The sequence below is a fragment of the Methanobacterium sp. BRmetb2 genome (assembly GCA_003491285.1).
Lineage (GTDB): Archaea > Methanobacteriota > Methanobacteria > Methanobacteriales > Methanobacteriaceae > UBA117.
This window is the reverse complement of the sequence record CP022705.1, coordinates 529,440-555,376: the sequence shown is the minus strand read 5'-3', so window position 1 is coordinate 555,376 and position 25,937 is coordinate 529,440. Positions and strand designations below refer to the sequence as shown.

Annotated in this window: 23 protein-coding genes; 20 read left to right on the top strand and 3 right to left on the bottom strand. The window is 32.5% G+C overall.

The window, feature by feature from the left end:
• The first annotated feature begins 19 nt into the window (after window positions 1-19).
• Complete coding sequence (locus CIT01_02645) at window positions 20-1,432, top strand: lactaldehyde dehydrogenase (GenBank protein ID AXV37177.1); 1,413 nt, start codon at window positions 20-22, stop codon at window positions 1,430-1,432.
• Between the two features lie 33 nt (window positions 1,433-1,465).
• Here CIT01_02645 and CIT01_02640 read toward each other — a convergent pair whose 3' ends face one another.
• Complete coding sequence (locus tag CIT01_02640) at window positions 1,466-2,188, bottom strand: tRNA-binding protein (GenBank protein ID AXV37176.1); 723 nt, start codon at window positions 2,186-2,188, stop codon at window positions 1,466-1,468.
• Between the two features lie 283 nt (window positions 2,189-2,471).
• On the opposite strand from CIT01_02640, the gene CIT01_02635 reads away from it, so the two are divergent.
• The 7 genes from CIT01_02635 (at window position 2,472) to CIT01_02605 (ending at window position 8,880) form a co-directional block, all read left to right on the top strand.
• A complete protein-coding gene (locus CIT01_02635) occupies window positions 2,472-4,481 on the top strand; it encodes a hypothetical protein (GenBank protein AXV37175.1) in 2,010 nt (669 codons plus the stop codon).
• A gap of 79 nt (window positions 4,482-4,560) precedes the next feature.
• A complete protein-coding gene (locus CIT01_02630) occupies window positions 4,561-4,782 on the top strand; it encodes a hypothetical protein (GenBank protein ID AXV37174.1) in 222 nt (73 codons plus the stop codon).
• A gap of 120 nt (window positions 4,783-4,902) precedes the next feature.
• Window positions 4,903-5,967: a hypothetical protein gene (locus CIT01_02625; GenBank protein ID AXV37173.1), complete on the top strand. Its 1,065-nt coding sequence runs from the start codon at window positions 4,903-4,905 to the stop codon at window positions 5,965-5,967.
• A gap of 318 nt (window positions 5,968-6,285) precedes the next feature.
• Complete coding sequence (locus CIT01_02620; protein ID AXV37172.1) at window positions 6,286-6,603, top strand: photosystem reaction center subunit H; 318 nt, start codon at window positions 6,286-6,288, stop codon at window positions 6,601-6,603.
• Between the two features lie 10 nt (window positions 6,604-6,613).
• On the top strand, window positions 6,614-7,378 hold the full coding sequence (locus tag CIT01_02615) for an aspartate dehydrogenase (GenBank protein AXV37171.1): 765 nt from the start codon (window positions 6,614-6,616) through the stop codon (window positions 7,376-7,378).
• A gap of 182 nt (window positions 7,379-7,560) precedes the next feature.
• Window positions 7,561-8,313, top strand: coding sequence for a guanylyltransferase (locus tag CIT01_02610; GenBank protein AXV37170.1), 753 nt, complete (start codon window positions 7,561-7,563; stop codon window positions 8,311-8,313).
• Between the two features lie 126 nt (window positions 8,314-8,439).
• Window positions 8,440-8,880 (top strand): hypothetical protein, encoded by a 441-nt coding sequence (locus CIT01_02605; GenBank protein ID AXV38701.1) that lies wholly within the window; start codon window positions 8,440-8,442, stop codon window positions 8,878-8,880.
• 144 nt (window positions 8,881-9,024) lie between these two features.
• On the opposite strand, the gene CIT01_02600 is transcribed toward CIT01_02605, so the two are convergent.
• On the bottom strand, window positions 9,025-10,596 hold the full coding sequence (locus CIT01_02600) for a phosphoglycerate dehydrogenase (protein AXV38700.1): 1,572 nt from the start codon (window positions 10,594-10,596) through the stop codon (window positions 9,025-9,027).
• Window positions 10,597-10,722: 126 nt separating this feature from the next.
• Between CIT01_02600 and CIT01_02595 the strand changes: the two genes are divergently transcribed.
• The 3 genes from CIT01_02595 (at window position 10,723) to CIT01_02585 (ending at window position 15,870) form a co-directional block, all read left to right on the top strand.
• Window positions 10,723-12,252 carry a trehalose-6-phosphate synthase gene (locus CIT01_02595; GenBank protein ID AXV37169.1) on the top strand — a complete coding sequence of 510 codons (1,530 nt, stop codon included), beginning with the start codon at window positions 10,723-10,725 and terminating at the stop codon, window positions 12,250-12,252.
• A 118-nt stretch (window positions 12,253-12,370) separates the two neighbouring features.
• The gene (locus tag CIT01_02590; GenBank protein AXV37168.1) at window positions 12,371-13,120 is read left to right on the top strand and encodes a hypothetical protein; all 750 of its coding nucleotides are present in this window, start codon (window positions 12,371-12,373) and stop codon (window positions 13,118-13,120) included.
• Window positions 13,121-13,557: 437 nt separating this feature from the next.
• Complete coding sequence (locus tag CIT01_02585) at window positions 13,558-15,870, top strand: hypothetical protein (GenBank protein AXV37167.1); 2,313 nt, start codon at window positions 13,558-13,560, stop codon at window positions 15,868-15,870.
• Window positions 15,871-16,000: 130 nt separating this feature from the next.
• On the opposite strand, the gene CIT01_02580 is transcribed toward CIT01_02585, so the two are convergent.
• Complete coding sequence (locus CIT01_02580; GenBank protein AXV37166.1) at window positions 16,001-16,960, bottom strand: transcriptional regulator; 960 nt, start codon at window positions 16,958-16,960, stop codon at window positions 16,001-16,003.
• A gap of 21 nt (window positions 16,961-16,981) precedes the next feature.
• On the opposite strand from CIT01_02580, the gene CIT01_02575 reads away from it, so the two are divergent.
• From CIT01_02575 to CIT01_02535, 9 genes are all read left to right on the top strand, one after another.
• On the top strand, window positions 16,982-18,238 hold the full coding sequence (locus tag CIT01_02575) for a DNA-binding protein (protein ID AXV37165.1): 1,257 nt from the start codon (window positions 16,982-16,984) through the stop codon (window positions 18,236-18,238).
• Between the two features lie 208 nt (window positions 18,239-18,446).
• Window positions 18,447-19,787, top strand: a complete 1,341-nt coding sequence (locus tag CIT01_02570; protein AXV37164.1) for a 2-methylcitrate dehydratase — start codon at window positions 18,447-18,449, stop codon at window positions 19,785-19,787.
• A 39-nt stretch (window positions 19,788-19,826) separates the two neighbouring features.
• Window positions 19,827-20,732, top strand: a complete 906-nt coding sequence (locus tag CIT01_02565) for a peptidase (GenBank protein AXV37163.1) — start codon at window positions 19,827-19,829, stop codon at window positions 20,730-20,732.
• A 102-nt stretch (window positions 20,733-20,834) separates the two neighbouring features.
• On the top strand, window positions 20,835-21,698 hold the full coding sequence (locus CIT01_02560) for a fumarate hydratase (protein AXV37162.1): 864 nt from the start codon (window positions 20,835-20,837) through the stop codon (window positions 21,696-21,698).
• A 38-nt stretch (window positions 21,699-21,736) separates the two neighbouring features.
• Window positions 21,737-22,546, top strand: a complete 810-nt coding sequence (locus CIT01_02555) for a citryl-CoA lyase (protein AXV38699.1) — start codon at window positions 21,737-21,739, stop codon at window positions 22,544-22,546.
• A 187-nt stretch (window positions 22,547-22,733) separates the two neighbouring features.
• A complete protein-coding gene (gene ahaH / locus CIT01_02550; protein ID AXV37161.1) occupies window positions 22,734-23,048 on the top strand; it encodes an ATP synthase archaeal subunit H in 315 nt (104 codons plus the stop codon).
• A gap of 7 nt (window positions 23,049-23,055) precedes the next feature.
• The gene (locus CIT01_02545; protein ID AXV37160.1) at window positions 23,056-25,050 is read left to right on the top strand and encodes a V-type ATP synthase subunit I; all 1,995 of its coding nucleotides are present in this window, start codon (window positions 23,056-23,058) and stop codon (window positions 25,048-25,050) included.
• 12 nt (window positions 25,051-25,062) lie between these two features.
• A complete protein-coding gene (locus CIT01_02540) occupies window positions 25,063-25,308 on the top strand; it encodes a V-type ATP synthase subunit K (protein AXV37159.1) in 246 nt (81 codons plus the stop codon).
• Window positions 25,309-25,312: 4 nt separating this feature from the next.
• Window positions 25,313-25,936, top strand: a complete 624-nt coding sequence (locus CIT01_02535) for a V-type ATP synthase subunit E (GenBank protein AXV37158.1) — start codon at window positions 25,313-25,315, stop codon at window positions 25,934-25,936.
• The last annotated feature ends 1 nt before the right edge of the window (window position 25,937 follow it).

Below are 25,937 nucleotides of genomic sequence, written 5' to 3'. Positions count from 1 at the left end.
TTTAAGAGGGGTATAATAAATGGAAATGTTAATCAATGGGCAATTAATTGATAAAAAAGAAAAAATTGATGTCAAAAATCCTTTTAATAATGAATTGGTAGACAGAGTTCCTGAAGGAAACCGAAAAGATGTGCTAGATGCAATAATAGCAGCTAAAAATGCTAAAAAGGCAATGAATGATTTATCTGCCAGAAAAATTTCTGAAATTTTGTTTAAAATTAGCAGGGAAATAGAAAACGATCTTAAGAAGTTCGCAGAATTAATAACAATGGAAACTGGTAAACCAATTAAAGACGCAATTGGAGAAGTTAAACGTTCTATACAAACTATTGAGTTAGCTGCAGAAGAATCAAAGAGAATTTATGGAGAAACGATTCCACTGGATGCTAATATCGGTGGCAAAGGTTTCATAGGTTTTACCATGAAAATACCTTTAGGAGTAGTAGGGGCAATAACTCCCTATAATTATCCTATGAATCTGGCTTTACACAAAATTGCACCGGCAATTGCAGCTAAAAACACGATTGTTTTAAAACCAGCTACACAAGCCCCTCTTTCTGTTCTTAAATTAGGACAGCTTTTTTCAGAATTTTTACCTCCAGGAGCTATAAATATTGTTACTGGAAGGGGGAGCGTTGTAGGTGACGAAATAGTGAAAAATTCCAATATCGATAAAATATCTTTCACTGGAAGCGTTAAAACCGGTATTTCCATTTCTAAAAGAGCTGGTTTGAAAAAGTTAACTATGGAATTAGGGGGAAATGACCCATTAATTGTTTTAGATGACGCAGAACTTGATGAAGCAGTTATAGCAGCAGTAATGGGATCATATTTAAATGCGGGACAGGTATGTATTGCTGTAAAAAGGATTATTCTCCAGAATTCCATAGCAGATGAGTTTGTGCAAGATTTTGTTAATAAAACAAAGCAATTGAAGGTAGGAGACCCAATGAATCCTAAAACTGATGTAGGCCCATTAATCGATGAAATTTCAGCGATTAAGGTTGAACATAGGGTTGATAGTGCCATAAAAGAAGGTGCGGAGCTTTTATGTGGTGGCAAACGGGAAGGTAATTTTTACATGCCTACGGTTCTGGATAATGTTAACAGTCAAATGGAACTGGTACAGGAAGAAACATTTGGCCCAATTTCGCCAATTATTAGGGTAAAAGATGTTAATGAGGCTTTAAAAGTAGCTAATGATACAAAATATGGTCTGCAGGCAGGCATATTTACTCAAAATATAAAAAATGCCCTTAAAGCTGCTGAAATATTAGAAGCTGGCTCAGTGTTGATAAACAAACAATCAACTTATCGAACAGATAACATGCCTTTTGGTGGCTTTAAAATGAGTGGTATGGGTAAGGAAGGTGTGAAATACGCAGTTGAAGATATGACAAAAACAAAATTAGTGGTTATTAATACTAATTAGTAATCTTAACCTTTTTTTATATATTTTAGGAAATTATTTTAAAAAAGATTCAATTAAATTTCTTGTTTCATTTAAAGCTTCTAAAGGAATTCCTTTTGGCATTGAACCTATTTCTCCCTGGAACTCAGTTAGTATTCCAGAATCCACACCAATAAACATTCCTTCACTACTGACACCCATGAAATTTGCTGGAGGTAATAAAGATACAGCAACTTTATTTCCTTCTTTTACACTTAAATCGTTAGTAACGACAGTTATAGCCCTATCTCCTATATTTACATTACAAACCATTAATGTGTCTGTTTTAGGGTGTTTACCTACGCTCATAATTTTTCCAGTTTTAATATCGATACCTATAATGGGGTCATTGATTTTGCCAAGTTTAAAACGGTTTTTAAGATTTTTAAATGTATTCAAAAAGAATTTAACTTTGGTTATAGATTCTTCCACTTTTTCTTTTTCGTCTCTTTTAACTTGTTCTAAAAATTTACGATTCCAATCTTTTCCACCTAATGATTCTTGGATTATTTCAGTTTTTTCTTCAAGAACAACTATTTTTGGGGAATTGATTAAATCATGAGGTTCAAGGTAAGAATAATTCAGGGATTGTATTTCTGGTATCATCTCCCTTGCATTTTTAAGTGCATTTTGTTTATTCCAATTACCCTTAAAATTGGCCCCTTCAATAGTTTTAATGAATAATTCAACGGCTTTTTCACATAATAATAATCTATAATCTTTACTCGTATCCCACATTTTATCACTATTTATTGAAATTGATTTTTGTTTTTACTCAAAATATAATACATAAGTTCGTTAGTACAGGACTATTTTTTGAGTTGGATGTGCCTAATTAACCTAATTACTATTAGTTTATCACTTCTAGTTAAACTAAATATTTTTTTAAATATTCGCATTGTGTTGAAAAAAATTCAATTTAATCATAAAAAAATTTATGTAATATATTAGTCAAACTTATTATTCATAGCTAAGAACTAGTTAAAAATGCAGTGATTTATTGTGACATTAAGGGGTTTGTATGTCTTCTGCAAAAATTTTGATAGTTGAAGACGAAGGATTAACTGCAATGGAACTTCAACGAAAATTGGAATATTGGGGCTATGAAGTACCAACATTTGTTTTTTCTGGAAAAGAAGCTATAAAAAAAGTTCAGGAAATAAATCCAGATTTAGTTTTAATGGACATTGTTTTAAAAGGAGAAATTGATGGGATAGATGCAGCTAAGGAGATAATCAAAAGTTTTCCAGTACCAATCATATACTTAACTGCTCATGGGGATGAAAAAACCTATGAAAGAGCCAAAATGACTAAACATGCTGCATATATTTTGAAGCCATTTAATGAATTAGAATTACATAGAATCATCGAAACAGCTATTTATAAGGGTAATTTGGCAAAAAAATTAGAAAAAAAGGGAAAATTAGTTGATAAAAGTTTTGAAGATTCTCGTGGGGTAATTATTACTGACAATGATGGTTATGTCCATTATATTAATAAGGAAGCTGCAAATTTAACTGGATGGAACAAAGAAAAAGCTTTAAACCGAAGTTTAAGTGAAATTTTCACAATTGAAGATGTTAAAACCAAATCCAGGTTAAATCCTATTAATTTACTAATGGAAAATTTTAAAGGTTATTCTACACTTATATCTAAGGATAAAACACAAAAAGATATTGAATACAGTTTAGAACCTATTGTAGATGATTTTGAAGAGTTTTCAGGATGCACCCTAATTTTTAAAGATATAACTAAGATAAAACTGGCAAATGAACTCGATTTTATTTCTGAAAGCGAGAAACAATTCAAAAGTATTTATGTTCAATCTTCAATTCCATGTGGACTTTTTGAATCAGATGGGAACTTGTTGGATGCGAATAAACCCTTCTTAAAACTTATGGGAACAGATGACATTTCAAAAATTAGAGAATTTGATCTCTTTAATATTTTGAATTTATCTCCACATGAAAAAAATGAGTTAATTGAGGGTAAAGCAGTTGAGTATGAAACTAAATTTGATGATATCCATCTAAAAATTATTATTAATCCTCTTTATTTGGATGAAGATGTAATTGGTGGATATCTGCTACAAATGCAGGATATCACTCACGAAAAAATCCATGAAAAATCTTTGAAAAAGAATGAAAGTGAATATAAAGAAGTATTTGATAGTGTTAATGATATTTTTTGTGAAATTGATTCAAAAATGAATGTTTTATTTTGTAATAAAGCTTCAGAAGAGTTCACAGACATACCTTATCAACAAACAGTAGGTAAATCACTATTCCAACTTTTCCCAAAAATTGAAGATTCAAAGTTGGCTGAAACATTTAATAAAGCTCTAAAAAATCATGAAACTATTTCAATGGTTAAAAAATGCCTGATCAAAGATGAAACCAGGTATTTACAAATCCATGCATACCCTTCCATTAATGGTATATCAGTTATAATTAGGGATGTTACAGAATTTAAACCTGAAGATGAGTTTGAAAAGAATAAAGAGTTTTATAAAAGTATAATCGACCATCAAAAAGATATTATACTAAGATACTCCCTGGATGGAAGCATAATCTATGCCAATCCAATTTGTTTCCAGTATTTTGGAGCGAATCTTATTGGAAAAGATGTCTCATCCTTAATCCCTGAAGAGGATAGAAATGGATTCAAAGAACACGTGAAATCAATAATAAAACAAAAAAAATTTAAAAACTACCAAACCAGAGTTTTTAATTTAGAAAATGAAATTTTAGTATTAGAATGGACTTTTGATCCTGTAATAAGTAGTGAAAATGAATTTTCAGAGATTCAAGCTGTAGGTCGAAATGTAACCCGATTTAAAGAAACTGAAAAAATCTTAATCCAAGACTACGAAAAATTAAAAAAGGAATATGATGATGAGCTAATCCTAATCAGAGATAACAATGAATCTTTGAAAGCTGAAATTGATAAATTTAAAAACCTAAAATACAATTTAACCAGTGAAAACCTGAAATTGAAAAAAATTATTCAACAACTGACTAAAAAAATCTGATGAACAAAAAAATGAAGCAGATATCCAGGTATCTCAATTAGAGGATATAAATAAATCTCTTACTGAAAAATATTCCAGATTGAAAGAAGAATATAAGGAACAAATTCAAAAGCATGAACTGGAAAATAATTCGTCGAATAAGGAAATTCGTGACTTAAAGAACCAAACTGATTCAATTGACAAAGAATTTAATATATTCAAAAAACATTCTGAAAGCGAAATTGAGAGTTATGTAAATGAAAACGAATCGTTGAGATCTGAAATAGTGGATTTAGGTCATTCTAGAGCAAAACTAAAATAAAAATACTCCAAAATTGAAGAAAAGCATCAAATCGAATTGTAAAATTCTGAAAAGTTAATTAAACAATTAAATTCAAAAATTAATGAATTTAAAAAGAATGAAAACCTTTTAAAGGAAGAGATGGCTGAAGTAGAAAGTAAATTTAAAGAAAAACTCCTGGCTCTAGAAAAAAATAATAAAACCATGGATAATAACCTGTCGGAACTGAAACAACAGTTAAAATCGTTAAATAATCAAAATTCAATATTGAGGGAGAGAACCAAAAAACCGGTGGCAGAATTCAATATAGAAAGAGATGTTTTCACGACAAAACTCATTGAAATGAAGAGTTTGGAGAAGTCTTTATCCAAAAAAATCATGGAATGGGAACTGAAATATAATAAAGACCTTGAAAAATTCCAAAAAAATGAACAGTTTTTAAAAGAATATATATTAGATCTAAAGGATACAAATAACTCTTTACTAATAAAAAAGAAGCAATTAGATAATAGACTTAATCTAAAACTTAAGAAATTCAATAAGGATAAAAAAGAATTAAAAATAGATATTAAAGAGTTAAAAAGTGAAAATAGACATATTAGTGATAGTATAAAAGATAAAAACTCGTTAATAACAGAAATGAATGTACAAATTAATGATAATCTCAGTAATATTTCAAGTTTAATGGGTATTCAGTCTGCATACATCATTGAAGAATTGGCAGATAAATTTAAGGATAATCAAAATTATATAAATTCAATTGCCCGAATTCATCAAACTTTAAATGAATCTAATGATCTGAGATATGTAAATCTCTCAGAATATGTTCTTAACATGGTAGACGAACTCTTTCTAGCTTACGGTATTGATAAAAGAATATTAAAGACGCAAATAACCATCAAAGACGTTCTTTTAGATCCCAAAACAGCTTTTAATTGTGGATTAATAATTAATGAACTGGTTTTAAACACTATAAAGCATGCTTTTTCGGATAAGATGGAGGGTTTACTTGAAATTGAGATTAAAGATCACAATGATTATTTAAAAATGAAAATAAGTGATAATGGGGTAGGTATTCCTAAAAAATTCCAGGATATGGAATCTATTGGGTTAAAAATGGTGGACACTCTAGTGAGACAATTAGATGGTACTATCCAGTTGAATCTAAATTCAGGAACAGAATTCAAAATAAAAATTCCAAAATAGATCTTTCACTATCATTATTCAAGGAATAGAATTTTTTTATTTTTTTAACTGTTATTATAAATTATTAAACCTCAATTTTACTACACTATTTTTTTTCTAATTGTAATTTAGTTAGCTTTTATATTAAATTATTATAAATCCTATTTTTTCAATGTTATTTTGAATAATCTTAACCTTTGAGGCGTAAGGTTTAAGTATTTAGAGTGTTTTAAAATTATTTAATAATTAAATAACATAATTATTTAATAAAACAGTATAACTTCGAACATTAACCTCTTTTTAGAGTTGAGGTTAAATGCAAAATCTGGTGGTGGAATTATGGTTGAATTATCTGGTCTGTATGGTTTAGATATATATACGGTTAGAGGAAAATATGTGGGAAGAGTTCAGGATATAATATTAAACATAAAAAAAGGCAGAGTTTCATTGTTGAAAGTAAAAGCCATGAAACCTGATAAAAAGAGCGTAGGCATCAGAGAAGTTCTAAAAACCAGCATAAGGATAGTTCCTGAAGCTGATGAAATAAGACCCTTAAAAGAGGAAGGAACATTAGACATACCTTATGAAAGGGTTCAGGCTGTTGGCGACATACTATTAATAAGTCCTGATATTCCAGAACCAGTTGCAACTCAATAGGAAGTAGTAAATGAAAGTTGGTATTGTGGGATGTGGCGCCATAGCTAATATTATCACTAATTTTGCCATAGAAGATAAGCTTGGCGTTGAACTAAAATTTTTTTTTGACAAGGATATTGAAAGAGCGGAAAATTTGGCAACCTTAATAGATGGAACTGCTGTTTTTGACATAGAAGATATGTTAGATAAGGTGGATTTGATAATTGAAGCAGCTGCCCCAGATGCAGTAGAAAAAGTAGTTCCTCCCATATTGCAAAGAGGAATAGATGTTATCATTATGAGCGTTGGAGCTTTAATGGATTTTGAACTTAAAAATCGTTTGGAAAAACTTGCAATAGATAATAATGCTAAAATATACATCCCATCTGGTGCAATTGTTGGATTGGATGGTATGAAAGCTGCTTCCATAGGAAAAATTAAAAAGGTTACCCTAGTCACTCGCAAACCACCTAAATCTCTTGGAATTTCAACTGATGTTAAAAAAGTACTGTTCGAAGGCACGGCATCAGAAGCTGTTAAAAAATTTCCATTAAATATCAATGTAGCTGCAGCATTGAGCATAGCCAGCAACAGGGATATTGATGTTAAAATAGTTGTAGATCCCTTAGTGGATAGAAATTTACATGAAGTACACGTCGTTGGAGATTTTGGCGAGTTTAGAACTTCAACCAAAAATATGAGATGTTCGATGAATCCTAAAACCAGTGTTATGGCTGCTTATTCTGCAGTAAAACTTCTTAAAAGTTTTAATGAAAATCTGATTATTGGAACATGAAATTAATTTATTATACTTCTTATTTCTATTACATTAATTATCAAATTGATTTATTCAAAATTTTTTGTACTCATAATTTATGATATTTTTATCAGAATACAATTAATAAAATAATTAATTTCCATTAGAATTCTTGCAGTTAAAGAATAAATTTTAGTCTAGAATTGTCAGAGGGTCATTATATGAGTGAATGTGAGATTTTTTCAAATTTAAAAGTTCCTTGTGGTTCAAAAATTGTAATAAGAATTGATGGTCGAAATTTTTCACAGCTATCTCAAAGATTAGAATTCAAAAAGCCCTATGATGATGATTTCGCCGATAAAATGGTTCAAACCTCCATAGATTTCTTTAAAGAATTTAATCCTCTATTTATTTATACGTTTTCTGATGAAATGAATATTTTATTAGCTGATATCCCCTTCTCAGGACGTATAGAAAAATTAAACTCGGTATTTAGCAGTTTTATCAGCGGAGCGTTCACCAGAACAATTTGCAATGATCTAAAATCCAGTAATTTAAATTCTTCCGTCTGGCAGTCACTTAAACCAATTTCTTTCGATTCTAGGTTGATTCCATTGTCAATGGGTCAGGTGGTTGAATATTTCCAAAATCGACAGGGTGAAGCATGGCGAAACTGTCTAAATGGTTATGCATACTGGACTCTCAGACAAGACTATAAAAAGGAAAAGGCCATTGAAATTCTTAGAGGTAAAAAAAGTAAAGATATCCATGAACTTCTTTTTAACAAAGGCATCAATGTTGCAGAAGTTCCAAGCTGGCAACGGCGAGGTATTGGAATATACAAAAAAGAAACTGAAGTAGAAGGATTTAATCCTATAAGTAGCAAAAAGGTGACCAGTAAAAGATTCAGACTGTTTGCAGATAGAAATCTCCCAATTTTTGACACAGTCTTTTTCAATTCATTGAAAATATAATAAAAACTACCAATGCTTTATTAAGATAAAATTCTATTATGAATTTAGTATGGATATAAATGATTTTTCATATTTAATAGAATGTATTTAATGTTAAAACTCAAATTTATAGGGTACCTGATCAAAATGAAGAAAAATAGTAGAATAGATAATTTTTTATCCCATGTATTAGGGGCTGATAAAAAGAAATTTGAGGAAGTCCAAATCGAGAGAGAGGTAATTGATGAAATTATTAATATTGCCCGTAAGTCTTACCCACAAGAATTTGTAGCATTATTACAGGGCAAAATAAGTAATAATATACTTAAAATAGATGGATTGATCTTTGTTCCGGGTTCTACTTCTGAGGAAGGCGCAGTAATGCAACTTTTTATGATGCCTTTAACCTCTGATGCAGTAGGATCAGTACACAGTCACCCGGGATACAATGCAGGCCCTTCTCAAGCGGATCTGCAATTTTTTGCCAAAAAAGGCCTCTTTCACATGATAATTGCAGAACCTTACACTGAAGAAAGCATCCTGGCCTATGATTCTTTTGGAAATTTAGCAGATTACACCCTGATTTAATCTGAAATAGTTATTAAAGCACGGATTTAATTCATATAAGAGTTATAAACTTAATCGGACCATAAAAAAATATTTTAATATATAAATGTTTGAATTTATCTAAAAATTAATAGAATGAATTAAAAAAATAGTGGATAGGGTTAATTATAGGTTAACTGCCACAGCATCGTATACATGTTCTAATTTCTTTAATTCATTGATTACATCTTGTGGAACTTTTTCATCCACCTTTAAAACCATAACTGCTTCTCCACCCAGCTCTTTTCGACCAACCTGCATAGTAGCAATGTTTATGTTATGTTCTCCCAGTTTGGTTCCTATAGCTCCTATGGTGCCTGGCAGATCAGTGTACTTTGCAATCATCATGGTGCCTTCTGGTTTAACGTCCACTTTATAACCGCTGATCATAACGATTTTTGGTTCTTTAACAAATATACCCTCGACACTCATTTTACTATCTTCAGATGCGACTTCAACTTTTATAAGGCTACTATATCCTTTAGCATCCTTCCTTTTACTTTCAGTTATGATTAAACCCCTTTTTTCTGCTACAGCCGGAGCATTAACCAGGTTCACCGGTTCAGTGAGGATTGGATTTAAAATTTCTTGTAGAATAATACGGGTTAAAATATCCTTTTTGGGCAGATCTGCTAATTCCCCACAGTAGGTAACGTTAACTTCCTGGATATTGCCTTTAGCACTCTGGATGAGGAAACTTCCCAATTTTTCCGATAATTCGAAGTATGGTTTGATGGTTTGAAGTGTTTTAGGATCAAGAACTGGCATGTTCAAAACATTCTTAGGAGAAGCTCCTTCAAAAACTGTTTTTACTTCTTTTGCCACAATAATAGCTGCGTCTCTTTGAGCTTCAGATGTTGAAGCACCAATATGTGGAGTGACAACTACATTGTCCAATTTTAAGAGAGGATTATCAACCGGAGGTTCAACTTCAAACACGTCCAGACCAGCACCAGCTATTTTCCCTGCAGTGAGGGCTTCATAGAGGGCTTTCTCGTTTATGATTCCACCACGGGCGCAGTTGACAATAAAAGCACTATCTTTCATCATTTCAAATTGATCTTTGGATATGAGATGTTTCGTTTCTGGAGTTAAAGGTACGTGTATGGTGATTATATCTGAATCTTTAAGAACGGTTTCCAAGTCAACCACAGTCACACCTAATTCTGTAGCTGCTTCTTCTGTAATATAAGGATCATATACAATTATTTCCATTCCAAATGACTTGGCACGGGTCACAACCTGAGAACCAATTCTTCCCATACCAATAATTCCCATTATTTTGCCGTTAAGTTCAATGCCCATAAACTTACTTTTCTCCCATTTACCATCTTTAACAGACTTATCAGCAATTGCTATTTTCCGGGCCAGTGAAAGTATAAGTCCCATGGCATGTTCTGCTACAGTTATAGAAGTTGATTCTGGGGCGTTAACCACCATTATCCCTTTTTCTGTGGCGGCATGAACATCTACATTATCTACTCCCACACCAGCTCGAGCAATTATTTTAAGCTTTGGGGCAGCCTCTATCACAGCACGGGTCACTTTAGTTCTACTTCTAACAATGATACCATCAACATCTTTAATAACATCTATAAGTTCTTCTTTAGTAATATCAGTATCAACAATAACATCTGCAACTTCTTCAAGTTCAGTGATTCCTTTTTCGTTTATTTGATCAGCGATAAGTACTTTCATTTTATCCATAATATTCACCTTTGATTTTTCTATTTTTATAGATGAAAATGCATTTAATTTCGTATATTAGTATTAGATGAAAATGCATTTAAATTTGGTGACTAATATAATATAACATGGCTAAATTTGAATAAATTTTACCAAGGGGGAAAAACTATTTTTGAAAATAATTCTGTTTATAGTAAAATAGAGAAGTTTCTAGAGGATAAACATTTAATTGTAGCATCTAACAGGGGTCCAATTGAATTTCACCGAGACAAAGAGGATAAAATTGTAATGACTCGGGGTGCAGGAGGACTTGTATCTACACTTCTCCCAGTAATGGAAACTATTAATGGTACATGGATTGCCAGTGCGATGTCCAAAGAAGATGCAGAAGTTGCTAAAACATTTAAAGACAATTGTGTCCCTATTCCTGAAGATAATCCTCGTTTCAGAGTTCCTTTTGTAATAGTGGATCGTGACCGCTATGAAAACTATTACAGTGTAATAAGTAACCCCCTCTTGTGGTTTGTACAGCATTACATGTGGAATCCACCTTATACTCCAGAAATAGATGATAAGATACACCATGCATGGGAAGATGGTTATCTATATGTGAACAAGAAATTTGCTGAGAGAATTGTAAAAGAATCAACTTTTAATGAAAAAGATCCGCTTATCATACTGCAGGATTATCATTTATACCTATGCCCAACCTATATCAGAGAAAAACTTGGAGATATCTTTTTAAGCCAATTTATACACATTCCTTGGCCACAACCGGAGTACTTCTGTATTATACCAGATTACATGGAAGAAGCTATCATAAAGGGACTATTAGCCAATGATATTGTAGGTTTTCACATAGAAAAATATGTAAAAAATTTTTTAAGAACCTGTGAAAAATACGCTGATGAAGTAGATCTGGAAAAAAATGTAATAAAATATGAAGGCCGGGAAATCTATGTTAAAAATTATCCCATATCTGTGGATGACCAAGGCCTTCTTGAATTGTCTAAATCAGAAGAAGTTTCAAAAAAAGAGGAAATAATAAGAAAAGTTAAAGGGGAAAATTTTTTACTTTACAGAACAGACCGGGCTGATCTTAGCAAGAATATTATCCGCGGTTTTAGGGCATATGACTTGTTTTTAGAGAAACACCCTGAATACTTAGGTAATATTAAATTTTTATCCACTGGAAAACCTACCCGTCAGCAAATAAAAGAATATCGTGATTATAAAGAAGAAATAGACCAAGTTATTGATGAAGTTAATAATAAATATTCTACAGATGATTGGAAACCCATTGAACAAATTTTTAAGGCAGATTACTCGCTGGTGGCAGCAGCCTTTAAAAATTACGACTGTTTAATGGTAAATCCCATATGTGATGGGATGAACATAGTATCCAAGGAAGGTTCAGTTATAAATGATAATGGTGGTGTTTTAATATTATCTGAACATGCGGGTTCATATGAAGAGTTGAAAGATTATTCAATAAATGTGAATCCTTTTGATGTTTCACAAACTGCAGAAGCTATATACCAAGCAGTATCCATGAAATCAAAGGAAAGAAAAGAACGCTTATCTGGTTTAAAAGAGATTGTGAAAGAAAGAAACATTTATAACTGGGTTGCCGAACAATTTGATGATATAGAAGAATTATTTAGGTGAATAAAACCTGAAATTTACTCCATTTTTTAATTTTCAAGCAATTTTAGAAGTAAAGTAATATAATTAATATGTAAAAAACTAATTCTAATTATAAAACAATTATTATAAATTGATTCACATGTTTAATGGAAATATTAATATAAAAAATAAAGAAATACCAAAAACTCTTCTTGGAACTTCTCCTTTTATCGGAGCATCTCAGTTTGGACATAGAGCACGTTTATACCAGTTGGATTTATACCAAAAACCCGAAAATATGTTAGAAATAATTAAAAAGTCACATGATATGGGAGTAAAAGGGATCCAAATAATTCCCTATGAAAATGTTATAAAAGCAGTTAGAATGGCCATTGAAGATGGTTGTGAACTTGATATCGTGGGAACCATCCGCCCTGATAAAGAAGATGAGGATATTGAAACATTCTCTGATCTGGAAGCAAGTACTATGCTTCTTCACGCCATAATCACTGATAGTTGGGGTTGGGAATTTGTAGGAGAGAAACTAAATCTTATAACAGATTCTGGTTCCATACCTGGACTAGTAACACATATGCCATTTAAAACTACTAAAAATCTATTAAAATCTCCAATTTTGGATTTATTTGATATTTACATGGTACCTGTTAACAAATTAGGTTATTTGATGGATACAAGCACTTTCATGGAAGACACCCGGCTAGAATTTCGGGAATTAATGTACAAAATTGATAAAATAATTATTGCTAAAAAAATATTGGCTGCGGGCATTTTAAAACCAGAAGAAGCTTTTGATTTTCTAAAAACCTTAGATTACGTGGATATGATAGCACTAGGAATAGCTAGTCCCTCTGAAGCAGAGGAAACCTTTAAGTTAGTTAAAGAGTTTTAAGTTCTTTAATCTTGTAAATTAATAAAAATTGATATATTATTACTAAACCAGATATAACATTTAAATAAAATAATACTTAAAAAATAATCCGATTATAACCCTTTAAAGTGGAAAAAACTTTTTATTCATTCTATTCTATCTTCCCATTACACTAATTCTATTTTTTGTTTTTTGGCAATTTTGAATCATAGATTCGATAAAAAAAGCTCATTAAATAAAAAAAATTATTATAAACTATTTTTATCTTTTTTAACCATTTTGAAGCTATTTTTAAAAGTATTACTTCGTTTCAATTAATAAAATTTAAATATAATCATTAGAATAATGTTCACATAAAATGATTTTTTATTATTAATATTTTAAGAAAATTTTTTTAAAAAATTGGAGGTAATATAATTAAATCACAACAAAAAACAATATTTGCAGTGGTATTGGTATTGGCTGTATTGTCTATGATTAGTACAGTTTCTGCAGCTAATTATGCAGTGAATAATACCACTTATTCTGACATATTCACTTCAGATGGTATTTCAACCACATTTACCCTAGATGGAGTGGAATACACATTTGAGGATGGGGATACCTTCACTTTCATGGAAGGTTTATATGAAAATGTGAAAATTATTTTAGATCGTTCAGTCTCCATCATAGCAGAGGGGAGTGTTGAATTATTTGGTGACGCTGGCAATGATATTATACAGGTTTTAAGTTCATCTGTTAACACCACAGTCTCTGGATTGTCAATTAATGGCTCTATGAGTGTGGATGGAAACAATGCTACCATAAATAATAACACCATTCTTTCCTCTACAAGAGACGGTATCCTTATTACTGGGGATAATGCTACTATTTCCAATAATACAATTAATGACACAAACTTATGTGGGGTGAACTCCACAGGTGATAATGTCCATGTAATAAATAATAAAATCACATATGCCGGTATGGAAGGGATAAATTCGTCTGGAGACTTTGCAAATATAAAGAATAACAATATATCTTCCAGCGGTTCCAATGGAATAAATTCCACTGGAAATAATGCTTATCTTGAGCTTAATAATGTAACATACAGTGATGGGCATGGAATCACCTCCTCAGGAAATAATACAACCGTCTATAACAGCAGAACTCATTACAATGAAAAATCGGGTATTTATTCTGAAGGATATAATTCCAACATAACCTTGAATTATGCTTATTTCAATTATGACCATGGAATTTATTCTAAAGGACATAATACCACAATAAATCAGTGTTATGCCAACTATAATTATAAAAATGGGATATTGATCGATGGAAATAATAGTACAGTTACCAATTCAACTACAGAATTGAATGACTATTCGGGTATTAACTCTAGTGGGTCTGGAAACCGATTTGTTTCAATTAAATCTAGATATAACCAAAAAAATGGTTTTCATTTAACTGGAGCTGATAACAGTATATCATCATCATCAATCTATAACAATACATGGAATGGTGTTTATTCCACTGGAAACAATGTTTTTCTGTACAATATTCTATGTGCAAGTAATGGATATAATGGAATTTATTCTAGTGGCAGTAAAGCTCAAATGTATTATGTTAACTCAACCCTTAATGGTCAAAATGGAATATACTCTAAAGGTAACGATCTCTACATCTTCCTAGTATTAAGTGCCAATCAAAATAAACTGAATGGTATTTATCTGGATGGCCTCAATGCCTATGTAAATTATGTCAGTTCAGCTAATAACAATGGGCAAAATGGAATATACTCCACTAAGAATAATGCCACAATATACAATGCAGTTACTTCATCAAATTCACAAAACGGAATTAGATCCACAGGTTCTGGGGTTAAATTGTTCAGTATAGGGGCAAATTCTAATAAAAATAATGGAATCCGATCTTCAGGTAACAATGCTCAGATAAATGGTGTTAAAACGGATTATAACAGCTGGAATGGTATTTATTCTATTGTGAGCACTGCAAAAATTTGGGATTCATCTGCTAATTACAATAAACAGAATGGTATTTATTCTATTGGGAGCACTGCAAAAATTTGGGATTCATCTGCTAATTACAATAAACAGAATGGTATTTATTCTACTGGAAGTTCTGCACAAATTTGGGATTCATCTGCTAATTACAATAAACAGAATGGTATCCGGTCTTCAGGGTATAAGGCAATCATTTATAGATCTAATGTTACTAAAAATTCAGGTAATGGAATCTATTCAACAGGTTCAACAGTTAAAATCATTAGTAATAAAGCAAAATACAATGTTAACTGTGGTGCCCTTTCAAATGGTTACAATGCGCTCATTGAATCCAATCAAAACTACTATAACAAGTACGGAATATATTCTACTGGATCAAAAGCCATTATTTATAATAATAAGGCGTATTACAACAAGTTACATGGAATATATTCTAAAGGTGTATCCGCAAATATAAACAAAAACACAGCCTATGCTAATAAAGGATATGGAATTTATTCCAGGGGATCCTCAGCATACATCTATAAAAATTCAGCAAAAAATAATTACAAGACAGGTATAATATCTATAGCTAAATCAGCATCCATATACTACAATACAGCATCTAATAATAAAAGTAATGGAATTTATTCATCGGGTTCTTATGCCAAAATTGCTAAAAACACTGCCCTAAAGAATAGGGGTTATGGAATATATGCCAAGGGTAAAAAGAGACAAGTAGCATATAATAAGGCTTCAGGAAATAAAAAAAGGAATTTAAGATATTAAATTCTCTTTTTTCTAATTTTTTTTATTGATTAATTAACCATCATTTTATTTTAGATATAAATACAAAGAATCCCATCTTCAAAAGAGTGTAATACCAATAAAGATCAGTAAAAAAAAAAAATGATTTTTATTAGTTACATTCCTTACGTTCTTTAAGGAGTTTTAAAAATTCGCCAGAGTTTTTCATATCCTCTATTTCCCAGTTATGGACAACTGGTACTCCTTTGATATTATCCAGCTTCTTTTTATTTTCAAAAATGAATACAGAATTAGCACCCGTAATTTCTGATAAATCTTTTACATTTATTGCCATTTTCTTTAGAATATTTTGGGTTCTGTTTTTTTCCAGATTAGTTATCATAGAACTTTCATTATTTTTCTTTTCATTAGATGATTTTAAATCGGGTTTGGCAATTGCGTCAAATGGTGTTCTGTTGGTGGGAATTACTCCAAAACCAAGATCCACCAGTTCCTTAGGTTCATTGGCAGTGTTAATATTCTCTGTCTCCTGGACTGGAGGTAACTTGAAAAGATCTATGGAAAGAGTAATTTTAAGGTTTAAAATGTTTTCCAGCATCATCACAGTTTCAGGATAGGCTCTAGCCAGGCCATGTTCATATTTATATATGGTTTCTCGTGAAACGTGGGCCATATCTGCCAGATCTTTTAGTGAAAGATTTTGTTTTTCCCTTATTTCACTTAAAATATCTCCATCAATTTGTACAAAGTATCCCCCTCGGTCCGCAAATATCTCCGGGTAGAGATCTTCCATAATTATATTTCGAAGAGTTTCAACTGCGATAACGGGAATCCCATGCCTTTCATAAACTACGTCTTCTTCTAAATATTCTTTTTTTGATTTAACACCCACTACGAGAGGGGATGCTAAAAAATAATGTGCCAGTCTTTTAATTTCTTCTGCTTGTTTTCCAGTGAAACCATCAATATTTATTAGCACCTTGAGTAATAATAGAAGAAACTTCTTACGAGCCACCATGTCAAAGCAACTTCTATCATATATATGAGAAGATTCAAAACCATGACTGGAGAGAAGTTCATTAATTTCTTTTAAAATTTCATTCCTTTGCATAAGGATCACCGGTGAAATAAAATGTATAATTTGTATATTGGCATAGATGATACAGATTCCCAGAAAGGGATGTGCACTACTTACATAACTAGTGTAATAATTGATAAACTTAAAAGTTGTGGTTATAACATTGAGGGTTATCCTAAATTAATAAGATTGAATCCTTTCGCAAAATATAAAACTCGTGGAAATGGCGCAGTATCATTTAAAATAAGTTCAAAATCAGAAAATGATGTTGAAACTATTAAAAAACTTGTTCTAAGTTATATTGAAGATTTGTCGGAGTTAGAAGATGAAAGAACCAATCCTGGTGTTGTATTTTACCAAGGTCCAATCACAGAGGAATTAGAAAGATACGCCCTAAAAACCATCAGGGACATAGTTTCAATTACTGAAACAGAGAAATTGGCAGATAAAATCGGTGCAGATGTTTATAAGTTCAAAAATGGCCGAGGAATCATAGGGGCTCTGGCAGCCATTGGATGTCCCCTACCGGATAAAACCTATGAGCTGTTAGCTTATCGCCTTCCTGAAAATTATGGTAAAAATAGAATGATTGATTATGACTCGGTAAGGTTGATGAACGGTAAAACATATCCTGAAACTTTTGATAACTTGGACAATGGTTATATCGCTATAGAACCACATACGCCTTGCCCTATTTTGTATGGTATCCGTGGTGAAAGTCCCGAAATAGTACTTGAAGCCCATAACTTGGTTAAAACTCTGGAAAAGGTAGAAAGATACAGAATTTATGAGACAAATCAGCACACCGACATGCATCTGGTTAAAATAGATAAAATTAGAGATGTGAAGAAATATAGTTGCTATATTGTCCAGGGCACTGTAAATGATGCCCCCCACACCATTGAAGGAGGACATGTTATTTTTTCTTTAAAAGATAGTTCTGGTGAAGTAGAATGTGCAGCATATGAGCCTACCAAAAACTTTAGAGATACTGCAAGGAAACTGATCAAAGGGGATGAATTAATCGTTTACGGAGGTATTGGTAATATGGGCACTTTAAATATGGAAAAATTTATTATTCAACATTTAAATGACCTTTACCAGGAAAAAAATCCTATATGCAGTTGTGGGAAAAGAATGAAATCTGCGGGTAAAGGTAAAGGTTTTAAATGTACAAAATGTGGCATAAAACTTCGTGAAGGTTCAAAAATTCGAGTGGAAGTTGAAAGAGATTTAGATAAAGGATGTTATGAGGTACCTCCATCAGCTCGCCGACATTTAAGTAAACCATTGGTAAGATTTTACAGATAAGCCTATAAATTCTTTTATATTAACTAACTACTTTTAATATTTCTTTTATTTATTTATTTTAAATATAATTATTATAAAATTATTATAATTAGAAAATATGAGTTATAGATCTTCTAAATCTATTCTAGTTTAAGTAATGGAGGATTTTTCCAGTTAATTATGGCATGAAATCAAAAGATTTATCCTATAACTATCTTATTTTAGGATAATGATAACTGAAAATTTCGCAGATTTTATTATCTCTAATTCCTATTCTAAAATTCCAGAGGATATTATTGAGAAAGCTAAAACCTGTTTTATTGATTTTCTAGGAATTTCACTTAAGGGTTCCCAAATGAAAAGTGGTTCCATAATTAAGGAAATAATTGGGGAAGGTGATGAGTCCACGGTAATTGGTACAAAAAAGGCCTATGCAATGGATTCTGCACTTGCTAATGGAATTTTTGCCCATTCTATGGATTTAGATGATGGACATCGTTTTGCACAGCTTCACCCAGGGGCATGTGTAATACCTTCTGCGATGGCGATTTCTGAATCCCAAAATAGAAGTGGCAAGGACTTTTTAACTGCATTAGTTGTTGGTTATGAATTGGCATTGGTTTTAGGCATGTTAGTAAATCCTATTCATCGAAATAAAGGTTTTCACTCTACAGGGACTTGTGGAACCTTTGGAGCTGCAGGAGCAGCTGCTAAAACATTAAATCTTAATAAAAATGAAATATCAAATGCTCTGGGTATTGCAGGCACTCAGGCATGCGGACTTCTGGAATCTGATCATTTTGGCAGTATGGCTAAACATCTCCATGCAGGTAAAGCCGCACAATCTGGTGTTCTTTCTGTACTGATGGCGAAAAAAGGCTTCACAGGAGCAAAAAGTATATTAGAAGGTAATGAAGGATTTTTAAATGCAATGGTCGGTTTTGATCAATTAAATTTAGATCAATTAGAAAATCGGATGGAGCTGGGGAATTATCATATTAAAGATGTATACTTTAAGAAATATCCTGTGTGTCGACATATACATTCCAGTTTAGATGCTCTTTTTTTTATTATCAATAAAAATAATATCGCATATGAAAATATTGAAGAAATAGTAGTAAAAACCTATAAAATAGCTTCCCAACACAATAATTATAGACCTTCTACTATGGAAGCTATTCGTCAGAGTCTGCCAGTAAGTATGGCTTTGGTTGTACGGGGTGTTAATTTGGATCTGGTGGATATAACTAACCATCAAATGGATCCGGAAATAACAGAAATGGCGGATAAAATTATCATAAAAGAAGAAAATGGATTAGAAAGTCTTTATCCTGAAAAAAGGCCTTCCAGAGTAATTTTAAAAACTAAAAACCAGATTTATGATAAAACATTTTATTTACCTCAGGGGGAACCTGAAAATCCATTCCAGCGGACGGATATATTTGAAAAATTTTTTAAATTAAATCCAAAGGTGGATATGGATGTTTTAACAATTATAGATGATATTGAAAAGTATAAAATGCAAGATGTTATGGAAATCATAAACCAGGAATTTATAGGTGCATATTGATATTTTTAATAATTAATTGGTTTAATATCAGGTGATTTTATGGATACGAAACGTTTTTTAACTTCAGTAGGCATTAACAAAGAGGATAACACATTGAATCATTCCCCTAAGAGATTTCCCGACCGGGCCCAATATCGATTTGAGGTGCCAGGGATACAAAAACCGCAGGCCATGCTGGCTTTAATGGATGCAGTAATTGAACATGATCTTACCATCCACAGAGTTACGCAGACTAAAGGCATAATGCTACTTAGTGATCAGGAAATTGAAGAAATGGTGGATATTGCCTATGATCATAGTGTGGAACTTTTTTTAAGTGTAGGGCCACGAGCTACATATGATACCAGTGCATCCGCAAGAACTACCGAAGGGGCCAGAATTGGCTACCGTCTTAGAGGCTATGATAACCTTTATTATGCTATTGAAGATGTGAAGAGAGCCATCCACTTTGGTGTTAGAGGTATTGTAGTATATGATGAGGGATTGTTATGGATTTTGGGTAAAATGCGCCAAGAAGGTGAAATTCCATGTGACGCGCATTTAAAAGTCTCAGCACACACTGGACATGGCAATCCGGCTTCGGCGAAGCTTTTAGAAGGAATTGGTGCAGATTCATTTAACCCGGTCCGTGATCTTCAAATAAATATGATCTCTGCTTTGAGGGATGCGATAAATATCTCTATAGATATCCATACTGAAAACCCCCAATCTTCTGGTGGATTTATTCGGCATTATGAGGTTCCAGATATAATAAAAATAGCTTCTCCAGTATATCTGAAAACTGGAGGTGCGGTTGCTGCACATCATGGATGGGATACAACCGAAAAACAAGCAAAGGAACGTATAGGGCAGGTTGCACTGGTTCAGAGCATGATTGATAGATATTATCCTGATGCTAAAATCTCAGAAAAAGGAGCTAGAGATCTGGCCATCCCCAAAAAATGAGTATTTAGTTGAATTTTTATTTATAACAATTCTGGAAAGGATTTAATATATACAATTTAATATGATTATTTAATAGAATTTTATTAATACTGGAGAGAAGTCATGAGTCTTATTGAAATAATAAAAGAGGGGGTTATTGAAGCAAGCACTTCCTTTCGAAGTGATCAATTCAATGCTTATAAACGAGCTCTGGAGAATGAAGAAAATGAAAATTCTTCATTTTTTTTAGAACTTTTAATTGAAAATGCAGAAGTCGCAAGTAATAAAAAAGCTCCTCTTTGTGATGATACTGGTATTCCTCATGTATTAATAGAAATTGGAGAAAATACTCCGTTTCCTATTAATTTCTTTGACGATATAAATATGGGAATAGCTAAAGGTTTGAGAGAATTGCCAGCAAGACCTATGGCAGTTAAAGGGAATGAAATTGAAAGGTTAGAACAAATTAAAGGTTTATATGATGATCCAGCTAAATTAGTTCCTCCCTCTTTTATACTTGAAAAAATGGATGGTGAAGGTATTAATATTCATTTGCTCATGTTAGGTGGAGGTCCTGAAATGAGGTCTCGTACTTATAGAGTTTTCCATCAGCGAAATAATAGAAAAGTATTTGAGGAAGTTGTAACATGGTTGAAATCAGAGGTTCCAATGCTAGGGTGTACTCCATGTATTCCGGCTGTGGGCATTGGTAGAACTCATTTTGAAGCTACATCATTAATGCTTAAAGCTATGGCTTATGGAAATTTAGATAAGCAAAATGAATTTGAAAAAATAGTAACTAATGCTCTAAATACACTAAATGTAGGTACAATGGGTATTGGTGGGTCTGTTACTGCACTAGGGTCTTTTATTAATATTGGTCCTCAAAGGGCTAGTGGAGTACGAATTGTTTCTGTACGCCCATGTTGTTGTGTAGAACCACGGAGAGCTTCTATCTGCTTAAATCTGGATAAATTGACAGATTAACACATTGTATTTTTTCGAAATTGTAGGAGTGATATATGATGGCTATTGGTAGGGAAAAATTAGAAAAAATGTTTAAAATCAGTAATTTAAAATGGAGAACCGCCATTACTAAGGTTGAACCTAACAAAATTATCACAAGAGGATACCCTCAAGAAGATTTGATTGGTAATATATCATTTCCAGAAATGGTTTTTATTCTTTTAAAGGGAGAATTACCTGAAAAAAATGAATCAAAAATGTTAGAATCTGTTTTAATTTCATTTTGCGATCATGGTATCACCCCTCCTAGCACTCAAACTGCCAGAATAATGGCTTCGGCAGGTTCACAGCTTCCAGCATGTATAGCGGGGGGATTATTAGCTTTTGGTGAAAATCATGCTGGAGCGATAGAAAAAACGATGAAACTCCTTCAAGAAGGAATTGAACGCTCAAAGGACCGAATAGAAGATATTGCTCATGATTTAGTTAATGAGCTAATTGCAACAGAAGAAAAAATACCTGGTTTTGGACATAGATATCATAAAGCTGATCCTAGAGCTCCACGACTAATAGAGTTAGCCAAGGAGAATGATTGTTTAGGTATACACACTGAACTGGCACTAGCAATAGATAAATTATTATCTGATTTAAAAGGCATAAAGATGAATATTGATGGTGTTAATGCGGGGATTTTATCAGATCTGGGTTTTGATTGGAGAACCGGTACGGGTATTTTCATGATCGGAAGACTTCCTGCAATTATTTCCCATGTTTATGAAGAAAAAACCAGAGAAGAACCTTTTAGAAAGTTTTTTGATATTGATGAGATATATTATGATGGAATGGAGGATAAGAGGATATTAGACTAATTTAATGGATATTTGGGAATATTTACTAATTTATAATAAGTTTATATATTTTTTAATACTTATTTCTAAATTGATTAAAAATAATAAGATCTTATTTTATAGGAATAGGTTCAAATATATATGAAGATTAAATAGTAAAAGATAAATATAATCGTTAATAGATTTTGCATAAACCATGGTGATTCAAATGATAACGATATCGGAAGCCATTACCACGATAAAAAAAGCAGAAAATGATGCTGATAAGCTAATAGAAGATTCGAAGCAGAAATCTTCAGAAATGATAGAAGAAGCTAAGGAAAAATCCAAAGAAATTATTGAAAACGCCAAAAGTGAAGCCGGTGATGACGCTGAAAAGATAATTTTTGATGCTGAAACAAAAGCCAAAAAAGAATCTTACCAAATATCTAATAAAGCCACTGAAGCATTGGAATTAACAAAAAATAAGACAATCAATAAAGTTGATGAATCCGTGACTATAATTGTTAAAAGCGTTCTATAGTGATACTATGTTTATGCCAGCAAAGATGCACAAACTAAAAATAATAACCCTGGACAAACATGCTGATTCCGCGGTAAATGCCCTACATGAAAAGGGAATTGTGCAGATTCATGACATTTCAGAACGTATTCAACAAGATGCTGAATGGAATCTAATTTTAAATCCTTCTAAAGCAACCCAATATACCAGTAAAATTTCTTCTCTTTTAATGAAAACAACAGGAATTGTTGATTTTTTGGGAACTGTAAGTAAAAGTGATAAAAGTATCCTGGACACAATAAAAGGCTTTATAAGCCCGGAAGTGCCACCTAAGATGGAAGTTCAGGAACTCAGCACTGAAAAACTTATAGATAAAGCAGAATCTTTACTGGGTGAGGTTGAACTTAAAACCAAGGCACTTGAAGAAAGTTTGAGTAAACTCGATTCTGAAAAAAATGAACTGACCAACGGGATAAATGTTTCCCAGAAACTTGAAAAATTTGATATTGATCTAGGTGACTTAGAAAAAACCAAATATACATCTGTAATAGCCGGTAAATTATCTTCAGATGCTTATGATAAATTTTTAACTGAATCTAATGCAGTTACTGATAAGATACTTGTTCTAAAAGCTGATCAAGATAATGATAAAAATGATAAAACCTTAATTATTATTACTTTAGCCGAATTCGGCGAAAAGATATCTTCTATTTTAAGAAAACTCGAATTTGAACGGTTTGAAGTTTCTGGAATTTCTGGTAAACCTGAAAAAGTAATAAAAGAATCAGAAAGTAGAATAAAAGATATTGAAATTGATAAAGAAAAAATTCTCCATGAACTGGCCGATGTAGCATCAAAATGGAGATATGATCTTCTAGTTCTAAAAGAAGAATTAGAAATAGAAAAAGAACGAAATGAAATTTTCTCTTCTTTTGGGGAAACAGAGAATACAGTAATGTTAGAAGCATGGGTTCCTGAAAAGAAGTCTCAGGAAGCTCTTAAAATTATAGATGAATCAACTGATGGCCATTCAGTTGTGGAAATGGAAAATCCCGAGGGTGAGGAAATTCCAGTCCATCTTGATAATCCTAGATTTGCCAAACCTTATCAACTCTTTGTGGAAATGTATTCCCCACCAAGTTATAAAGAAATTGATCCAACAATTCTGGTTGCCATTGTATTCCCCTTTTTCTTTGGTTTTTGTTTAACAGATGCGGGATATGGAGCAGTGATTGCCCTGGCAGGGTTTATAATTTTCAGAGGATTGGGAAAAGTTAATAGTGGAATGCGTAAAATTGGGCTGGTTCTTATTGCTTGTGGTGTATGGGCTGTAATTTTAGGTCTTTTGACCAATAGTTTGTTGGGAGACTTTTTCCCCAGATTCTTTGGATTGCAACTCCCTACAGTAATTGCACCTATTGATTCGTTTAAACATCCAGAAAACATATTAATCCTGGCTTTAATTGTAGGTGTCATTTATACTACAATTGGTCTGGTTATAGGGGCCTACAACAATATAACTAGAGGAGAAGTAAAAGAAGCAATGGGTAATCAGATTGTATGGCTTGTAATGCTACTGGGAGTTGGATTATTAGCCGCATCGTTCCTGTACAATATAGGTTCAATTTACATTGGTGGTGCAGTAATTGCTGTGGCATTCGTGATGTTGTTGTACTTCAACAAATTGTTTGGACTGATGGATGTTTCAGGATTCCTTGGAACTATTTTGTCTTACGCCAGGTTGTTAGCATTGTGTTTGGCAACTGGTGGTATAGCCATGACAGTGAACATCTTGACAGGTCTCCTTGGAGAGATGATTCCTTATGTAGGATTTATCATTGCACCTATAATATTTGTGTTAGGACACATTGCCAATGGTGCTTTCCAAACACTTGGAGCATTTATTAACGCTCTTCGTTTGCATTATGTTGAATTTTTCAGTCAGTTTTACATCGGCGGAAGCTCTAAATTCAGAGCATTTCGTGCAAAAAGAAAATTAACAAAGATAGTTAGGAGTAATTAGGAGGTAAAATAAATGGTAGAAATTGTTTTAGGTACAGCTTTAGCAGCAATAGGCGCAGGAATAGCCGTTGGATTTGCTGGATTAGGTTCAGGTTTAGGTCAAGGTATTGCAGCAGCCGGAAGTGTAGGTGCAGTTGCAGAAGATCCAGATATGTTTGCTCAGGGAATTCTGTTTACTGCGTTGCCAGAGACACAGGCTATTTACGGTTTCTTGATTGCTATATTGCTCATGGTATTCGGTGGAATCCTTGGAGGATAATCAGATGAGTTCCGGGGCAGAAAAAATAGTATCAAGCATATTATCTGATGCTCAAGGTGAAGCTGATGCTGTAATTCAAGAAGCTGAAACAGAAGCGACATCAATTATTTCCGAGGGCGAGGAACAAGCCAAAATGGAGAAAGAAAAAATAATTGATGATGCTAAAAAACAAGCTAATATGAAATATCAGCAGATAATCTCTGAAGCCAAGATGAACTCCAGGAGAATGGAGTTGGAAGGGCGAGAAGAGGTAATTGATCAGGCTTTTACCAAAGCTGAAGAAGAATTAAGAAAAATTGCTTCAAGTTCTTCTGCAGAATATCTCGAATCATTAAAAAATATAGTAAAAGAAGCTTCAACTGAAATTGGTGGAGGGGACCTTCTTGTTCTTTTAAAAGAAGAAGATGTCTCCAAAATAAAAGATTCTTTATCTGATATTGGTAAAGAAGTTGAAACTGCCACTGGTAGTAAAACAACTCTTGATATAGGGGATAATATTAAAACCATTGGTGGAGCAATTGTTAAAACTAAAAATGGCGAAATAGAGGTAAACAATACTATCGAGGCAAGGATGCAGAGGTTTAAAAAAGCTCTAAGATCAGAAGTTGCACGAGTACTGTTTGAATAGG

Bases quoted from the DNA above. Each gene is read 5' to 3' on its own strand.
- CIT01_02575 (AXV37165.1), top strand. From the start codon at position 16,982: ATGTATAATTTGTATATTGGCATAGATGATACAGATTCCCAGAAAGGG.
- CIT01_02615 (AXV37171.1), top strand. From the start codon at position 6,614: ATGAAAGTTGGTATTGTGGGATGTGGCGCCATAGCTAATATTATCACT.
- CIT01_02600 (AXV38700.1), bottom strand. From the start codon at position 10,596: ATGAAAGTACTTATCGCTGATCAAATAAACGAAAAAGGAATCACTGAA.
- CIT01_02535 (AXV37158.1), top strand. From the start codon at position 25,313: ATGAGTTCCGGGGCAGAAAAAATAGTATCAAGCATATTATCTGATGCT.
- CIT01_02555 (AXV38699.1), top strand. From the start codon at position 21,737: ATGGCTATTGGTAGGGAAAAATTAGAAAAAATGTTTAAAATCAGTAAT.
- CIT01_02620 (AXV37172.1), top strand. From the start codon at position 6,286: ATGGTTGAATTATCTGGTCTGTATGGTTTAGATATATATACGGTTAGA.
- CIT01_02580 (AXV37166.1), bottom strand. From the start codon at position 16,960: ATGCAAAGGAATGAAATTTTAAAAGAAATTAATGAACTTCTCTCCAGT.
- CIT01_02590 (AXV37168.1), top strand. From the start codon at position 12,371: ATGTTTAATGGAAATATTAATATAAAAAATAAAGAAATACCAAAAACT.
- CIT01_02645 (AXV37177.1), top strand. From the start codon at position 20: ATGGAAATGTTAATCAATGGGCAATTAATTGATAAAAAAGAAAAAATT.
- CIT01_02540 (AXV37159.1), top strand. From the start codon at position 25,063: ATGGTAGAAATTGTTTTAGGTACAGCTTTAGCAGCAATAGGCGCAGGA.
- ahaH (AXV37161.1), top strand. From the start codon at position 22,734: ATGATAACGATATCGGAAGCCATTACCACGATAAAAAAAGCAGAAAAT.
- CIT01_02605 (AXV38701.1), top strand. From the start codon at position 8,440: ATGAAGAAAAATAGTAGAATAGATAATTTTTTATCCCATGTATTAGGG.
- CIT01_02545 (AXV37160.1), top strand. From the start codon at position 23,056: ATGTTTATGCCAGCAAAGATGCACAAACTAAAAATAATAACCCTGGAC.
- CIT01_02625 (AXV37173.1), top strand. From the start codon at position 4,903: ATGGCTGAAGTAGAAAGTAAATTTAAAGAAAAACTCCTGGCTCTAGAA.
- CIT01_02560 (AXV37162.1), top strand. From the start codon at position 20,835: ATGAGTCTTATTGAAATAATAAAAGAGGGGGTTATTGAAGCAAGCACT.
- CIT01_02565 (AXV37163.1), top strand. From the start codon at position 19,827: ATGGATACGAAACGTTTTTTAACTTCAGTAGGCATTAACAAAGAGGAT.
- CIT01_02635 (AXV37175.1), top strand. From the start codon at position 2,472: ATGTCTTCTGCAAAAATTTTGATAGTTGAAGACGAAGGATTAACTGCA.
- CIT01_02640 (AXV37176.1), bottom strand. From the start codon at position 2,188: ATGTGGGATACGAGTAAAGATTATAGATTATTATTATGTGAAAAAGCC.
- CIT01_02610 (AXV37170.1), top strand. From the start codon at position 7,561: ATGAGTGAATGTGAGATTTTTTCAAATTTAAAAGTTCCTTGTGGTTCA.
- CIT01_02570 (AXV37164.1), top strand. From the start codon at position 18,447: ATGATAACTGAAAATTTCGCAGATTTTATTATCTCTAATTCCTATTCT.